General features: G+C 73.7%; 14 protein-coding genes and 1 pseudogene. 9 read left to right on the plus strand and 6 right to left on the minus strand.

Features of this window, described 5'->3' with window-relative positions; translation table 11 throughout:
- The first annotated feature begins 113 nt into the window (after positions 1 to 113).
- The 5 genes from ACIGEZ_RS17705 to ACIGEZ_RS17725 all read left to right on the plus strand — a co-directional run bounded on the left by ACIGEZ_RS17705 (position 114) and on the right by ACIGEZ_RS17725 (position 7229).
- Positions 114 to 947 (plus strand): M55 family metallopeptidase, encoded by an 834-nt coding sequence (locus ACIGEZ_RS17705; RefSeq protein ID WP_399831916.1) that lies wholly within the window; start codon positions 114 to 116, stop codon positions 945 to 947.
- Complete coding sequence (locus ACIGEZ_RS17710; protein ID WP_399831918.1) at positions 940 to 2274, plus strand: M20/M25/M40 family metallo-hydrolase; 1335 nt, start codon at positions 940 to 942, stop codon at positions 2272 to 2274. The genes ACIGEZ_RS17705 and ACIGEZ_RS17710 overlap by 8 nt, the downstream gene beginning before the upstream one ends.
- 59 nt (positions 2275 to 2333) lie before the next feature.
- Entirely contained in the window at positions 2334 to 4349 is a 2016-nt protein-coding gene (locus ACIGEZ_RS17715) for a prolyl oligopeptidase family serine peptidase (RefSeq protein WP_399831920.1), read from the plus strand.
- A complete protein-coding gene (locus ACIGEZ_RS17720) occupies positions 4346 to 5290 on the plus strand; it encodes an LD-carboxypeptidase (protein WP_399831922.1) in 945 nt (314 codons plus the stop codon). Before ACIGEZ_RS17715 ends, ACIGEZ_RS17720 begins: the two co-directional genes overlap by 4 nt.
- Positions 5291 to 5453: 163 nt before the next feature.
- Positions 5454 to 7229: a CocE/NonD family hydrolase gene (locus ACIGEZ_RS17725; protein ID WP_399831924.1), complete on the plus strand. Its 1776-nt coding sequence runs from the start codon at positions 5454 to 5456 to the stop codon at positions 7227 to 7229.
- Positions 7230 to 7246: 17 nt separating this feature from the next.
- Here the strand turns inward: ACIGEZ_RS17725 and ACIGEZ_RS17730 are convergent, their stop codons facing one another.
- Both ACIGEZ_RS17730 and ACIGEZ_RS17735 read right to left on the minus strand, forming a co-directional pair.
- Complete coding sequence (locus ACIGEZ_RS17730) at positions 7247 to 8347, minus strand: adenosine deaminase (RefSeq protein ID WP_399831926.1); 1101 nt, start codon at positions 8345 to 8347, stop codon at positions 7247 to 7249.
- 128 nt (positions 8348 to 8475) lie between these two features.
- The gene (locus ACIGEZ_RS17735) at positions 8476 to 9225 is read right to left on the minus strand and encodes a GntR family transcriptional regulator (protein WP_399831928.1); all 750 of its coding nucleotides are present in this window, start codon (positions 9223 to 9225) and stop codon (positions 8476 to 8478) included.
- A 216-nt stretch (positions 9226 to 9441) separates the two neighbouring features.
- On the opposite strand from ACIGEZ_RS17735, the gene ACIGEZ_RS17740 reads away from it, so the two are divergent.
- Both ACIGEZ_RS17740 and ACIGEZ_RS17745 read left to right on the plus strand, forming a co-directional pair.
- Entirely contained in the window at positions 9442 to 9789 is a 348-nt protein-coding gene (locus ACIGEZ_RS17740; protein WP_399831930.1) for a hypothetical protein, read from the plus strand.
- Positions 9790 to 9982: 193 nt separating this feature from the next.
- Positions 9983 to 10555: a GNAT family N-acetyltransferase gene (locus tag ACIGEZ_RS17745; RefSeq protein WP_399831932.1), complete on the plus strand. Its 573-nt coding sequence runs from the start codon at positions 9983 to 9985 to the stop codon at positions 10553 to 10555.
- On the opposite strand, the gene ACIGEZ_RS17750 is transcribed toward ACIGEZ_RS17745, so the two are convergent.
- Complete coding sequence (locus ACIGEZ_RS17750; protein ID WP_399831934.1) at positions 10543 to 10875, minus strand: DUF6204 family protein; 333 nt, start codon at positions 10873 to 10875, stop codon at positions 10543 to 10545. The genes ACIGEZ_RS17745 and ACIGEZ_RS17750 overlap by 13 nt on opposite strands.
- A 126-nt stretch (positions 10876 to 11001) precedes the next feature.
- Here ACIGEZ_RS17750 and ACIGEZ_RS17755 point away from each other — a divergent pair, with 126 nt between their 5' ends.
- Entirely contained in the window at positions 11002 to 13017 is a 2016-nt protein-coding gene (locus ACIGEZ_RS17755; protein WP_399831936.1) for a DUF5107 domain-containing protein, read from the plus strand.
- 12 nt (positions 13018 to 13029) lie between these two features.
- Here ACIGEZ_RS17755 and ACIGEZ_RS17760 read toward each other — a convergent pair whose 3' ends face one another.
- From ACIGEZ_RS17760 to ACIGEZ_RS17770, 3 genes are all read right to left on the minus strand, one after another.
- Positions 13030 to 13869 carry a methyltransferase domain-containing protein gene (locus ACIGEZ_RS17760; RefSeq protein WP_399831938.1) on the minus strand — a complete coding sequence of 280 codons (840 nt, stop codon included), beginning with the start codon at positions 13867 to 13869 and terminating at the stop codon, positions 13030 to 13032.
- A 96-nt stretch (positions 13870 to 13965) separates the two neighbouring features.
- Positions 13966 to 14484, minus strand: a complete 519-nt coding sequence (locus tag ACIGEZ_RS17765) for a GNAT family N-acetyltransferase (RefSeq protein ID WP_399831940.1) — start codon at positions 14482 to 14484, stop codon at positions 13966 to 13968.
- Positions 14485 to 14526: 42 nt separating this feature from the next.
- The gene (locus tag ACIGEZ_RS17770) at positions 14527 to 15084 is read right to left on the minus strand and encodes a GNAT family N-acetyltransferase (protein ID WP_399831942.1); all 558 of its coding nucleotides are present in this window, start codon (positions 15082 to 15084) and stop codon (positions 14527 to 14529) included.
- Positions 15085 to 15259: 175 nt separating this feature from the next.
- On the opposite strand from ACIGEZ_RS17770, the pseudogene ACIGEZ_RS17775 reads away from it, so the two are divergent.
- Positions 15260 to 15382, plus strand: a pseudogene (locus ACIGEZ_RS17775) (molybdopterin-dependent oxidoreductase); the annotation flags it as partial.
- Between the last annotated feature and the right edge of the window lie 91 nt (positions 15383 to 15473).

Below are 15473 nucleotides of genomic sequence, written 5' to 3' on the forward strand. Positions count from 1 at the left end.
CTATACGTGTGAGATGGAACGATTCGCCCGAATCCGCACCGTCACTGGTCCACTCCTCCGACACTTTTCCACAGGGGTGGTCGGGTCGCCGGCCGGCGCGTACGGTGCCAGGCATGAAGATCCTGATCAGCGCCGACATGGAAGGCGCCACCGGCGTGACCTGGCCCGCCGACGTGCTGCCCGGCACGCCGCAGTGGGAGCGGTGCCGGTCCCTGTTCACCTCGGACGTGAACGCGGCGGTGCTCGGCTTCTTCGACGGCGGCGCCGACGAGGTGCTGATCAACGAAGCGCACTGGTCCATGCGCAACCTCCTCCTCGAACGGCTCGACGAGCGTGCCGAGATGCTCACCGGCCGGCACAAGGCGCTCTCCATGGTCGAGGGCGTCCAGCACGGCGACGTCGACGGAATCGCCTTCGTCGGCTACCACACGGGCGCGGGCACCGAAGGGGTCCTCGCCCACACCTATCTCGCCAACTCCATCACCGGCGTCTGGCTCAACGGGGAGCGCGCGAGCGAGGGCCTGCTCAACGCGCATGTGGTCGCCGAGTACGGCGTCCCCGTCGTCCTCGTCACCGGTGATGACCTGACCTGCGAGGACGCCCTCGGCTACGCCCCGCAGGCGCCCAAGGTCGCGGTCAAGGACCACGTCTCGCGGTACGCGGCGGTGTGCCGCACCCCCGCCCGTACGGCCGCCGACATCCGCGCGGCGGCGAAGGCGGCGGCCTCCCTCGCGGTGCGGCACGAGCCGGTGCGCGGCGGGCCGTTCACGGTGGAGCTGGAGTTCGACGCGGAGCACCTGGCCGCCGCCGCGACCGTGGTTCCCGGCGCCGAGCGGAGTGGCGAGCGGCGAGCCGCCTACACCAGCGAGACGATGTACGAAGCGATTCGCACGTTCAAGGCGGTCACGACCATCGTCTCCGCCGCAGTGGAGGAACAGTATGGCTGAGGAGGTCCGGGGCCCGGACGGCACGGCGCTCGACGAGGTGGTCGCCTTCACCTCCGAGCTGATCAGGATCGACACCACCAACCGGGGAGGCGGCGACTGCCGCGAGCGGCCCGCCGCCGAGTACGTCGCCGAGCGCCTCGCCGACGCGGGGATCGAGCCCACGCTCCTGGAGCGCACCCCGGGCCGCACCAACGTCGTCGCGCGGATTCCCGGCACCGACCCCGCCGCCGACGCGCTGCTCGTCCACGGCCACCTCGACGTCGTCCCGGCCGAGGCCGCCGACTGGACCGTGCACCCCTTCTCCGGCGAGGTCCGCGACGGCGTCGTATGGGGGCGTGGCGCCGTCGACATGAAGAACATGGACGCGATGGTGCTCTCCGTCGTCCGCTCCTGGGCCCGGCAGGGCTTCCGGCCGCGCCGGGACATCGTCCTCGCGTACACCGCCGACGAGGAGGCGAGCGCCGAGGACGGCTCCGGCTTCCTCGCCGACCACCACCCCGGCCTGTTCGAGGGGTGTACCGAGGGCATCAGCGAGTCGGGCGCGTTCAGCTTCCACCCGAACCCCCGGATGACGCTCTACCCCATCGCCGCGGGCGAACGCGGCACCGCCTGGCTCAAGCTCACCGCCCGGGGCACGGCCGGCCACGGCTCCAAGGTGAACACCGCCAACGCCGTCACCCGCCTCGCCGAAGCCGTCGCCCGCATCGGCTCCCACGAGTGGCCCGTGAGGCTCACCCCGACCGTACGGGCCGCGCTGAAGGAACTGTCCGCGCTCCACGGCATCGACGTCGACGTCGACGCCCCGGGCTTCGACACCGACCTGCTCATGGAGAAGCTGGGCCCGGCCGCCGCGCTCGTCGAGCCCACCGTGCGCAACAGCGCCAACCCGACGATCCTGGACGCCGGTTACAAGGTCAACGTGATCCCGGGCCACGCCGAGGCGTACGTCGACGGGCGGATGCTGCCCGGCGGCGAGGAGGAGTTCATCGAGACGATGGACCTGCTCACCGGGCCGCACGTCGAGTGGGAGTTCCACCACCGCGAAGTGGCTCTCGAAGCACCGGTCGACTCGCCCACCTTCGCCAAGCTGCGCGCCGCCGTCGAGCGCTTCGACCCGGCCGGGCACGTCGTCCCTTTCTCCATGTCGGGCGGCACCGACGCGAAGCAGTTCTCCCGGCTCGGCATCACGGGCTACGGCTTCTCGCCGCTGAAGCTGCCCCCGGAGCTCAACTACGGGGCGCTGTTCCACGGCGTCGACGAGCGCGTCCCCGTCGACGCCCTCCACTTCGGGGTCCGCGTCCTCGACCACTACCTGCGGACCGCCTGACCCGCACGCACCACCGCCACATCAGTACTGCTCACACGTTCCGCACAGGGGGGATCGAGATGGTACCCACGGCCGCCTACGGCAGCTGGCCGTCACCCATCGGCGCCGCGCTCGCCGCCGCACACGACGGGCGTCCCGAGTACGTCGGGGTCGTCGGCGACGAGATCTGGTGGACCGCCCCGCGCCCCACCGAGGGAGGCCGCCGCGCCCTCGTGCGGCGCCGCACCGACGGCACCGAGGAGTCGGTGCTGCCCGCCCCGTGGAACGTCCGCAGCCGCGTCATCGAGTACGGCGGACAGCCCTGGGCCGGCACGGTGCGGGCCGACGGGACCCCGCTCGTCGTCTTCAGCCACTTCCCCGACCAGCGGCTGTACGCGTACGAGCCGGACGCCGGCCCGCCCGGCACCGGAAGCGGCCGTCCCGGCATCCCGGCCGAGCCGCGGCCGCTCACCCCCCTCTCCGCGACCGGCGGTGGGCTGCGCTGGGCGGACCCCGTACTCCACCCCGAGCGGGGCGAGGTCTGGTGCGTCCTGGAGGAGTTCACCGGGCCCGCGCCGACCGACGTCCGCCGGGTGATCGCCGCCGTCCCGCTGGACGGCTCCGCCGCCGATGACCCCTCCCGGGTGCGCGAACTCTCCGACGGGGCACACCGGTTCGTGACCGGACCACGGCTCTCGCCCGACGGCCGCCAGGCCGCCTGGATCGCCTGGGACCACCCCCGCATGCCCTGGGACGGCACCGAGGTCCTGCTCGCCGAGGTCGCCGGGGACGGCACCTTGCACGGCGCCCGCACCGTCGCGGGCGGCCCCGAGGAGTCCGTGCCCCAGGTCGGCTGGACCGCCGACGGGCAGCTGCTCCACCTCAGTGACCGCACCGGCTGGTGGAACCTCTACCGCACCGGCGAGGACGGCGTCCCGGTGCCGCTCTGCACCCGTCCCGAAGAGTTCGGCGGACCGCTGTGGAAGCTCGGCCTGAGCTGGTTCCAGGCCCTGGAGAACGGGTTGATCGCCGTCGTCCACGGCAAGGGCGCCACCGCTCTCGGGATACTCGACCCCGAGAGCGGCGAACTCGTCGACGCCCCCGGCCCCTGGACCGAGTGGGCCGCCACGCTCACCGTCCACGGCACCCGGGTCATCGGCGTCGCCGCCGGCCCCCGCACCGCGTACGAGGTCGTGGAGCTGGACACCCGCACCGGCCGCACCCGGGTGATCGGCTCCCCGCACGACGACCCCGTCGACCCCGCCTACTACCCCGAACCCCAGATCCGCACCTTCACCGGCCCCGACGACCGCGAGATCCACGCCCACGTCTACCCGCCGCACAACCCCGACCGGATCGCCCCCGGCCGCGAGCTCCCTCCCTATGTGGTGTGGGCGCACGGCGGCCCCACCGGGCACGCCCCGCTCGTCCTCGACCTGGAGATCGCCTACTTCACCTCCCGCGGTATCGGCGTCGCCGAGGTCAACTACGGCGGCTCGACCGGCTACGGCCGTGAGTACCGCGAACGCCTGCGCGAGCAGTGGGGCGTGGTCGACGTCGAGGACTGCGCCGCCGTCGCCCGCGCCCTCGCCGACGAGGGCACCGCCGACCCGGCCCGCCTCGCCATCCGCGGCGGCAGCGCCGGCGGCTGGACCAGCGCGGCCTCCCTCGTCCACAGCGACGTCTACGCCTGCGGCACGATCATCTACCCCATCCTCGACCTGACCGGCTGGGCCACCGACGAGACCCACGACTTCGAATCGCGGTACCTGCACTCACTGATCGGCCCGCTCGACGAGGTGCCCGCCCGCTACCGCGAACGCTCCCCACTGGAGCACGTCGACCGGATCTCCGCCCCCTTCCTGCTGCTCCAGGGACTCGACGACGTGATCTGCCCGCCCGCCCAGTGCGAACGCTTCCTCGCCCGGATCGCCGGCCGGGGCGTCGCACACGCCTACATCGCGTTCGAGGGCGAAGGGCACGGCTTCCGCAGAGCCGACACGATGATCCGCGCCCTCGAAGCCGAACTCTCCCTCTACACCCAGACCTTCGGCATCGAGCGGACCGACGTCCCCCTCCTGGAGCTCAAGAGATGAACACGGCACCACCGGTCCCCGCTCTGACCCGCCCGCCGCGACTGCGCCCCGGCGACCGGGTGGCCGTCGTCGCGCCCAGCGGCCCCATCCCCGAGGACCGCCTCCAGGCCGGCCTCGACATCCTGCGCGGCTGGGACCTCGAACCCGTCGTCGCCCCGCACCTCCTCGACACCCACCCCACACTCGGCTACCTCGCCGGCGCCGACCGGGCGCGCGCCCGCGACCTGACCGAGGCCTGGTGCGACCCGTCCGTCTCCGCGGTCCTCTGCGCCCGCGGCGGATACGGCGCCCAGCGGATGGTGGACCTGCTCGACTGGACGGCGATACGGGCCGCCCGCCCCAAGGTGCTCGTCGGATACAGCGACGTCACCGCCCTCCACGAGGCCTTCGCCGTCCGTACGGGCCTCGCCACCCTGCACGGCCCGATGGTGGCGGCCGCCGCCTTCCTCAAGGACGAACACACCCAGGAGTCCCTGCGCGCCACCCTCTTCGAACCGGAGTCGGTCCGCACCCTCGCCAGCGCGACGGCCGGCGCCCTGGTCCCCGGCCGGGCCCGCGGCGTCACGCTCGGCGGCTGCGTCAGCCTGCTGGCCGCCGACCTCGGCACCCCGCACGCCCGCCCCTCCGCCCGCGGCGGCCTGCTCCTCCTGGAGGACGTGGGCGAGGAGCCGTACCGCCTGGACCGCATCCTCACCCAGCTCCTGCGCTCGGGCTGGCTCGACGGCGTCGCCGGCATCGGCCTCGGCTCCTGGGAGGAGTGCGGCCCCTACGACGAGGTCCGGGCACTGCTCACCGACCGCCTCGGCACACTGGGAGTCCCGGTCGTGGAGCGCATGGGCTTCGGCCACGCCACGAGCGCCCCGACCGTACCGCTGGGGATCCCGGGCGTGCTGGACGCGGACGCGGGAACGCTCACGCTGGACGTGCCGGCGCTGAGCTGAGGGTGGCGGGGGCGCGTGCCCGCGCACCGCGCCCTTCACTGAATCTCCGTCAATAACGTTCGTCCTCCGCGTTGACGGACCTCTGACACGTGTCACACCATGGGCGCGGCCCCGTACCTACCGGTTGGTAGGTCGATAGCGCGTCCTCGGTGTGGAGGTCTCCGTGTCCCGTGCCCTGCCCAGATCCCGCAAGGTCCTCGCGCTGACGGTCGGGGCCGCGCTGGCCGCGCCGCTCGCGCTCGCCGCCCCGGTGCACGCCACCGGCGCCGGCACCGGTGCCTACACCGTCACGCCCCTGACCTTCACCGTCCAGGCGGGCGGGCGCAGTTGCGCGGTCGAGGCCGATCTCTACCGCCCCGAGGGTGTCGACGCCGGCCACCCCGCCCCGGCCGTTCTCGCCACCAACGGCTTCGGCGGCAGCAAGTCCGACGGCTCCACCGATGTCATCGGGAAGGCTCTCGCCGCACGCGGCTATGTCGGGCTCGTCTACTCGGGACTCGGCTTCGGCCGGACCGGCTGTCCGATCTCCCTCGACGATCCGCGCATCGACGGCCAGGCCGCCACCCGCCTCGTCGACTTCCTCGCCGGGACCCGCGCCGCAGACGACGGCGCCCGCGCCGACTTCGTCACCAAGGACGGTGCGGGCGACCCGCGCGTCGGCATGATCGGCGGTTCCTACGGCGGTGCCATCCAGCTCGCCACCGCCTCCGTCGACCCCCGGCTCGACGCGCTCGTGCCCCTCATCACCTGGAACGACCTCGCGTACTCGCTCGCCCCCAACGCCGCCGACCGCGCCACGCCCGGTGTCTTCAAATGGCAGTGGGCCAATGGCTTCTACCTCATGGGCGAAGCGCAGCCGCTGCTCGTGCCCTCCCTCGACCCCAGCCGGATCAACTCCCTGAGCTGTCTCCACTTCGTCACCGACGCCTGCGAGACCGTCCGCCTGCTCAACTCCGGGCGCTACCCCGCCGACGACACCGCGAAGATGCTCGCCTTCGCCCGCAGCGTCTCCCCGGTCTCCTACCTCGACCGGGTCAAGGCCCCCACCCTCGTCGTCCAGGGCCAGTCCGACAGCCTGTTCAACCTCAACGAGGCCGCCGCCACCTACCAGCAGCTCCAGCGGCAGGGTGTCGAAACGAAGATGATCTGGCAGTCCTGGGGCCACAGCGGCGGCCAGAAGCCCGGCGAACTCGACCTCGGGCAGGGGGACTTGGAGAACAGTTACGTCGGCCGGCGCGTCCTCGCCTGGTTCGACCGGCACCTGCGCGGCGACCGGACGGCCGACACCGGCCCCGAGCTCGCCTACTACCGCGACTGGCAGAGCGGCTACGGCACCGCCGCCACCGTGCCGGCCCTCAGTCAGAAGCTCTACCTCTCGGGCGACGGCAAGCTCGTCGACAACCGCGCGAAGGTGGCCCGAGGCTCCCGTGAGTACGCCAACTGGCTCGTCCCGACCAGCCATTCGGAATCCTCGCTGGCCGGCCTGATCGGACTGCCCGACCCCCGGCCGTACGACATCGCCGGCACCCACCTCGGCTGGCGCAGCGCCCCGCTCACCGCACCCGCCGATCTCGTCGGCTCGCCCCGGGCCACGCTGAAGGTGATCTCGCCCAGGACGGAGCGGGTCCAGGACTCCGGCGACGCCGCCGACAAGCTGGTCCTCTTCGCCAAGCTCTACGACCTCGCGCCGGACGGCACCAGGACCCTGGTCAACCGACTCGTCGCCCCGGTCCGGGTGCCGGACGTGACCCGGCCCTTCACCGTCGAACTCCCCGGCATCGTGCACCGTTACGAGACCGGCCACCGCCTGGAGTTCGTGATCGCCGCGAGCGACACCGCGTACTCCGGCAACCGGGGCGTCAAGCCGGTGACCGTCACCAGCGCCCCCGAGGACACGGGGACGCTGGAGCTGCCCCTCGTGCAGGGGCGGGTCGAGTAGCTGATCCCGGACCGGCTCTAGCGGGCCGTGAGGGCGGCGTAGCCGGGACGGACCAGCTCGTCTATCAGCCGCTTGCGCTCCGGCAGCGGCAGGAAGGCGGCCTCCAGGGCGGCGACCGTGAACTCCTCGAAGACCTCGGGGCCGTAGCCGAAGGCCTCCGCCATGTGCTGGAACTCCTCGCTCATGGTGGTGCCGGAGACCAGCCGGTTGTCCGTGTTGAGGGTGATCCGGAAGCCCAGGCGGCGCAGCTCGTCGATCGGGTGCGACGCGTAGTCCTTGGCGGCGCCCGTCTGCAGGTTGGAGGTCGGGCAGACCTCCAGGGCGATGCGGTTGTCACGGACGTACGAGGCGAGCCGGCCCAGCGTGCCGTCCTCGGCGATGTCGTCCGTGATCCGCACGCCGTGGCCGATCCGCTCGGTGCCGCAGACCTGCACGGCCTCGTGGATCGACTCCGCGCCGACGGCCTCGCCCGCGTGGATCGTGAAGTGGCAGTTCTCCCGCTTCAGGTGCTGGAAGGCGGGCAGGTGGCGGGCCGGCGGGTTGCCGATCTCGCCGCCGGCGATGTCGAAGCCCGCCACGCCGTTGTCCCGGTGGGCGACCGTGAGCTGGGCGATCTCCAGCGAGCGGTCGGTGTGCCGCATGCCGGTGAGGAGGGTGCGGACGGTGATCCGGCCGCCCGAGCGGCGCTCGCCCTCGCGGAAGCCGGCGTTCACGGCCTCGACCACCTCGTCGAGGGTCAGCCCGCGCTCCAGGTGCTGCTCGGGGGCGTAGCGGATCTCGGCGTAGACGACCCCGTCGGCGGCCAGGTCCTCGGCGCACTCGGCCGCGATCCGCTCCAGCGCCTCGCGGGTCTGCATCACCGCGCAGGTGTGGGCGAAGGTCTCCAGATACCGCTCCAGCGACCCGGAGTCGGCGGCGTCCCGGAACCAGACGGCCAGCTCGGCCGGGTCCTCGGTGGGCAGCGCGGTGTAGCCGCACTCCCGGGCCAGCTCGATGATCGTGGCCGGGCGAAGGCCGCCGTCGAGGTGGTCGTGCAGAACGGCCTTCGGCGCCTTGCGGATCCACTCGGCGACGGCGGGGGAGGAGACGGGGGCGGCAGGGTTGTCAGACAAGTGCATGGCGGGGAAGTGTACGCCAACGGGGGCGGGTGGTGGTGTGACGGTGGCGACAGGGCTGGGTGGCCGGGAGGTCCGGCGGTCCGGCTGCGCCGACCTCTGCGGCAGGCGCGGCCCGTCGCCCGCGCCGCTCAGTTCGACTGCAGGACCGGTAGCGCGGGTGCGCCCGTCGGGAGCATGTGCTTGGCCGCGAGGACCGGTGTGCCCTCGACCCGTACGACCTGTGTGACCAGCACCGCCGGGGTGTCGGCCGGGCGGCCCAGCTGTTCGCCCCTGCGGCGGCCGAGCAGTGTCGCCGTCACCCCGCTGTGGGCGGCGAGCGGTACGCCGCGCGAGGCGCCCGTCAGGATGGCGAGCATCGACGTGCGCTCCGGCGCGGCCTCGGCGCGCAAGGCCCCGGCGAAGGCCGGGTGGACCCGGTCGAGGACCTCGTCGGCCGCCGCCCACTCGTGGCTCAGGGCCGCCGGGCCCGCCTCCCCGGCCAGTACGGACTCCCAGAAGCGCAGCTCGGCGCCGGCCGGGGCCAGCAGGTGCTGGGTGGTGAAGTCGGTCGGCTCCTCGACCGTCCGCAGCAGCCCCCGCACCCGCAGCGGCGCGGCCGCCCCGAGCAGCTCCTCAAGCCCCTGCACGTGCTCGAAGCCGCGCCGTGGCGGGTGCGCGTTGACCGTGCGGCCGACCCCGCGCCGCACCGTGAGCAGCCCGTCCTCCTGGAGCAGCAGCAGCGCCTCGCGCAGGGCCGGGCGGCTCACGCCGAGTTCGCCCGCGAGCCGGGGCTCGGAGGGGAGCGTCGAACCGGGCGGGTAGGTGCCGTCGTGGATGGCGTCCGCGATCCGTTCGTAGAGCGCGACGACCGGTCGCCGCTGCTGTCCGCCGGCTGCCACGGATCCTCCTCGCGTTCGTGCCCGTACCCCTCGACAGGTCTACCGTAGCCGTCCGATGTTGTCTGACAAGTCACTCGTACGGTCGTGTTCACCGCCGCCGAGTGGCGCGAATCGCCCCATCCTGGTGGGACGAACGACGGAGGAGAGGCGGGCCATGAGTCCGAAGGGTCCCAGGGAGCCATCGAGCACGGGTCACGCGGCGGCCCGGGGGCGCACGTGAGGCGCGCGGCCGTCCTCGGCGCGGGTGTCGCGCTAGCCCTCGCGGCCATGGCCGTCACCTCGGCAGAGGCGGACGCGGACGCGCTCGCCACCGACGAGCAGCCGATGCCGGACCTCCTCGGCAAGGGACTGTGGCAGGTCTTCACAGCCCTCGATCCGCGCACCCGCCTGGACGTCCACGACGTGGGCGGCGGCGACCGGCGTGTGCTGTGGCCCCCCAGCTGGCGCGTCTGCACCCAGCACCCCGAACCCGGCTCGGAGCGCGGCGCCCGGAGCCGGGTCGTGGTGGGCGTCGTGAAGAAGCGCGAGGCCTGCCCGCCCCGGGTGACGGCGGCCCGGCGCTGAGCCGGGCGCCGGAGCCCCGCCCGCACAGCCGTCCGTACACGCCGCGCGTGCAGCCTTCCCCGTGCCACGCCGCCCGTGCCACGCCGCCCGTGCCACCCCGCCTGTGCCACACCGCCCCTGCACCCGTCCCCGCATCCCCTAGGGGTGTCTCGTCGATCGGGCCGGATCGGCGGGAAACCCCTAGCCTGACCCCATGTCCGATGATCACGGCCAGTACCTCGTCACCGGGCCCCGCGTCGGCCTGCGTCCCTTCACGCTCGGCGACGGTGAGGAGTTCACCGCGCGCGCCCGCGAAAGCCGCGCGCTGCACGAGCCCTGGCTCTTCCCGCCGCAGACGCCCGAGGCGTACGCGAGCTACGCCCGGCGGCTGATCGACGACCCGGCCAGGACCGGGTTCCTCGTCTGCGAGCGGGCGGACGACGGCGCCGTCGCCGGGTTCGTCACCATCAACAACATCGTCCGGGGCGCCTTCCTCTCCGGCGCGCTCGGATACGGCGCCTTCGCGCACGCCGCCGGCCGCGGGCTGCTCTCGGAGGGGCTCGGGCTCGTCCTCGGGCACGCCTTCGGACCGCTCGGGCTGCACCGCCTTGAGGCGAACATCCAGCCCGGCAACGCCGCCTCCCGAGCCCTGGTCGGGCGGGCCGGTTTCCGCCTCGAAGGGTTCTCGCCCGCGATGCTGTTCATCGACGGCGCCTGGCGGGACCACGAGCGCTGGGCGCTCACGGCTCCCGGGCCCGCCGGCGCCCCCGGCGCTCAGCGCCTGTAGTTGATCTTCATCGTGTCCATGTCGGTGACCTTGGACTTCAGCCCGCCGAAGCCGTGCCCGAGCTCCCTCAGCGCCGCCTCCACCCGGTCCTCCGCGACGGCCGCCGCCATCTCCTCGCCGTCCGCCGCGTCGGAGACGACGACCAGGCGGTACGAGAAGTGCTTCAGGGTCCGGTCGTAGGCGAGGGAGCCCTCCTCGGTGAACTGCATCGCCGCCAGGCCGTGCTCCTCGACCTCGGCGAGCAGCCGGGTACGGCTCTCGTCCGTCAGCCCGTCGAACGTCCCGCGCACGATCACCCGGTAGGTGTGCTGCGTACTCATTCCCTGCACCCTTCTCCGTAAAAGCACCACCCTAGGGGGACGGGTGTAGACCGCAACGGATTTTCCCGGCCCCGCCGCGAGGGACTGTTGTCCACCCTCTGGCCAGCGATGGTTCCGGCGTGTTCCATGGTCGACATGACGACCGTACGACGTGCCGTACTCACCATGCCCGCGGCGCCGTTGGGCCCGGACAACCCCCTCCCCGCCCTGCACCTCCTCGACGGGGGCGCGGTCCCCGCGGTCGACGAGCGCGACCGGCCGGGCCTGCCGCGCGACATGGCCCGGCAGCTCGGTCACGCCCCGCTGCACACCCTGCTGCCCACCCGCATCCGTGACGGCTACGGGCGCGAGCGCACCCCCACGGCCCTCGAAACGATCGTGATCGAGAACGACCGGCTGCGGGTCACGGTGCTGCCCGGGCTCGGTGGACGCGTCCAGTCCCTCTTCCACAAGCCGAGCGGCCGCGAACTCCTCTACCGCAACCCGGTGTTCCAGCCCGCCGCCTTCGCCCTCAACGGCGCCTGGTTCTCCGGCGGCATCGAGTGGAACATCGGCGCCCGCGGCCACACCACCCTCTCCTGCGCCCCTCTGCACGCGGCGGTCGTCCCCGCGCCCGACGGCGGTGAGATGCTCCGGCTGTGGGAGTGGGAGCGGCTGCGCGACCTGCCGTTCCAGGTGGACCTGTGGCTGCCTGCCGACGCCGAGCACCTGCGGGTCGGCGTACGGATCCGCAACCCGCACGAGTGGGCCGTCCCCACCTACTGGTGGTCCAACACGGCCGTCCCGGAGGACCGCCGGATCCTCGCCCCGGCCGAACATGCCTGGCACTTCGGATACGAACGCGCCCTGCACCGCGTCCCGGTGCCCGTCACCCCGGACGGCACCGACCGCACGTACCCCCGCGACTCCACGCACGCCGCCGACTACTTCTACGACGTGCCGGACGGCCGGCGCCGCTGGATCGCCGCGCTCGACGCGGACGGTACGGGACTGGTGCAGACCTCCACGGACGCACTGCGCGGCCGCAAGCTCTTCCTGTGGGGTTCGTCGCGCGGCGGGCGGCGCTGGCAGCAGTGGCTCACCGAGCCCGGCACCCCCGGCTACGCCGAGATCCAGGCCGGCCTCGCCCGCACCCAGCTGGAGCACCCCGTGCTGGAGGCCGGGGCGGAGGTGTCCTGGCTGGAGACGTACGGCCCGCTGACCGCCGACCCGGCCGCAGTCCACGGCCCGGACTGGGCGGCGGCGCGGGCGAGCGTCGAGCACGCGCTCGGGCGGTCGCTGCCGCGTGACGAGGTCGAGGCGGCGTACGAGCAGTGGCGCACCCACGCTGCGGACACCGCCCCCGGCGCGGGGACCGGCACCAGGGCGCCGGACACCGACCCCGGCACCCACCCCGGCACCACGCTCCTCGCCACCGGATCCGGCTGGGGCGCCCTCGAAGTCCTGCGGGGTGGCTACGAGTTGCCCGGCACCCCCTTCCCCGCCTCCCTCCTCGGCGAGGAGCAACGGCCCTGGTGCGAGCTGCTGCGTACGGGAGCCCTGCCCGTCCCGGAGAAGGGCGCGGCGCCTTGGGCGACACCGGTCTCCGACGCGTGGCGGGACATGCTGGAGACCGCCCCGGCCGACCCCGTGACCGAGTACCACCTCGGCATCGCCCAGTGGGCTGCGGGTGACCTGGCCCAGGCGGTACGGAGTTGGGAGCGCGGCCTCAAGAACGCCTCGGAGCGCTGGCCGCTGCTGTACTGCCTGGCCGTCGCCGACCGCGAGGGCGGTCACCCGGAGCGCGCGGCCGAGCGTTATGCGGAGGCCTTCGGCGACCAGTGCGGCGGCGACCCGGTCGTCACCGCGGCCCTCGGGCGGGAGGCGGCGACCGTGCTCGTCGACGCGGGGCGCACCGCCCAGGCCCGTGCCGTCCTGGCCCGGCTGCCCGAAGAGGTCCGTGCCCGCGGGGCGTTCCGCTTCCTGGAGGCCCGGCTGCTCCTCGCCGAGGGGCGCGGCGGCGAGGCCCGCGCCGTGTTCGACGCGGGCTTCGAGGTGGCGGACCTGCGCGAGGGCGCGGAGGTGCTGGGCGAGGTGTGGGCCCGGATCACCGACGAACCGCTGCCGGACGCGTACGAGTTCAGGATGCGCCCCGAAAGCTGACGCCGAGCGGTCTCAGACCCGGCACAGGATCTCGCCGTGCGGCACCATGAACCAGGCGTCGTCCTGCCGGCCCCAGGCGCGCCACGCCTCGCGGATCTCCGCCAGCTCCTCGCGGTTCGCGTGGCCGCCGTCGACGGCCAGTCGCGCGAAGACCGACTCGGTCGTGCGGTCCGCCCACAGGCCGCTCCACCAGGCCCGCTCGTCGGGCCGGGCGAAGCACCAGGTGGCGGCGGTGGTGGTGATCTCGGTGAACCCGGCCTGCCGGGCCCAGGAGAACAGCCGCCGCCCGGCGTCGGGTTCGCCGCCGTTGGCGCGGGCGACCCGCTGGTACAGCTCGGCCCAGCGGTCCAGGCCGGGGTGCTCCGGGAACCAGGTGAACGCCCCGTAGTCGCTGTCCCGGGCGGCGACGACGCCACCGGGCCGGCACACCCGCCGCATCTCGCGCAGGGCGCGCACCGGATCGCCGACGTGCTGCAGGACCTGGTGGGCGTGGACGATGTCGAAGGAGTCGTCGGGGAAGTCCAGGGCGTGGACGTCGGCGACCGCGAACTCGACGTTGTCCACGCCCCGTTCGGCCGCGGCGGCCCGGGCCTTCGGCAGGACGTCCTGGGCCGTGTCCACCGCCGTCACCCGACCCGGCGCGACCCGCGCGGCCAGATCGGCGGTGATCGTACCCGGCCCGCAGCCCACGTCCAGGACGTCCAGTCCGGCCCGCAGTTCGGGGATCAGATAGGCCGCCGAGTTCTCGACGGTGCGCCAACTGTGCGACCGCAGCACGGACTCGTGGTGCCCGTGGGTGTAGACGGCGCTCTCGTACGGCGGCGTGGACGGCTCGACGGCGGCATGCGGCATGACCGGACTCCCTCGTGTGAGTTGGTGCGCCCACCGTACGCCGAGTCAGCCGTATCGTGAGACCCCATTCTCACGATACGGACAACCGATGGCGGCTCAGCCGAACAGCCCCGCTCTGTAACGGATTTCGGTCAGCAGTCGGCCTCCGGTCTCCTCGCGCGCCGACGCCCCGTCCGGCCGCCAGCCGGCCGCCTCGTAGAAGGCCCGCGCCCGGACATTGCCCTCCAGCACCCACAGCCCGGCGTCCCGGAACCCGGCCGCCGCCATCGCCGCGACCGTCGCGGCGAGCAGCGCCCGCCCCACGCCCCGGCCCCACACCTCCGGCAGGGCGTACAGGGCCGAGACCTCCGCCGTGACCGCCGCGTCGAGCCCGCCGTCGGGCCACGGCCGGAAGCAGGCGAAGGCCACCACGTCCGGCGCGTCCCCCTCGGCCACGAGCACCACCGGCGCGCCCGGCGCCGAGAGCCGCTCGCGCCAGACCTCCGTGCGCTCGCCGACATCGAGGCCGGCCAGATACGGGGCGGGGACCAAGCCCCGGTAGGCGGACTGCCAGGAGCGGACATGGACGGCCGCTATCGCGGGGGCGTCGGAAGGAAGAGCGACACGGATCGGCATGCTCCGCATTCTCGGCGGCCGCGAACTGCCTCGGCCAAGGATTTACCGGCCCCGCGGCTCCGCCGCCCGCGCCCGCCACTCCCAGCGCCGCTCCCCGTCCTCGAAGGTCTCCGTGGGCGTGAGGCCCACCGCCGCGGCGACCGCCGCCGAGGCGTGGTGATCGGGGTGGACGTGGGCCACGAGGGCCGGCACGCCACACGCCCGCAGCCAGGCGGTCAGGACGCCGGCCGCCTCCCGCGCCAGGCCGCGGCCCTGCCAGGGCGTGCCGACGACCCAGGCGATCTCGGCGGCCGAACGGGTGACGGTGGCCTGCACGGTGCCGACCGCGGCGCTGGTCTCGCGCAGCCGCAGGATCCAGTTGCACCAGGCGGTCTCCGGGTCGGGCGACCCGGCGAGCATCCGGGCGTAACGCGCCTCGAGCTCCCCTTCCGGGAGCGGCGCGCCGCCGATGAAGGTGTGCAGGGCCGGATCGGCCAGCGCCTCGGCCGCCTCGCGGGCGTGGTCGAGGCGCAGCGGCTCCAGGGCGAGACGGGCGCTGCGCAGCGGGACGGCGGCCATGTCGGCCGGGTCCAGGGGACTGGACGGTGCGGGTGCGGTCATCCGCACAGTTTCCCCCGGGTTCGCCGCGGGGACGCATTCCGGTCACTCGTTCCGGTCGACCTGACGGATGTTCACATGACAGCCGGCACCCGTCTCCCGCTTCTTCGTCCGTAACCACACCACCACCCCGGTCCTGGACGCGTCCACCTGGCACCTGACGGTCTGGGGCGACGGCCTGCGCGGCCGCGCCCCCGTCCGCTTCACGTACGGGCAGCTGCGCGACCTGCCCGCCGTCACCCGGCCGGCCGTCGTCGAATGCGCCGGAAACGGCCGCAGCCTCTACGCCACCCAGCAGGGGGAGACCGTCGGCGGCGCCCCCTGGACCCTCGGTGCGATCGGCGCCGCCCGCCGGCGCGGTGCAGCGCCTACGAGCCGCCCTTCGCCGCCAC

This window comes from Streptomyces sp. NPDC085481, assembly GCF_044541845.1.
In the GTDB taxonomy this organism is placed as follows: Bacteria; Actinomycetota; Actinomycetes; order Streptomycetales; family Streptomycetaceae; genus Streptomyces.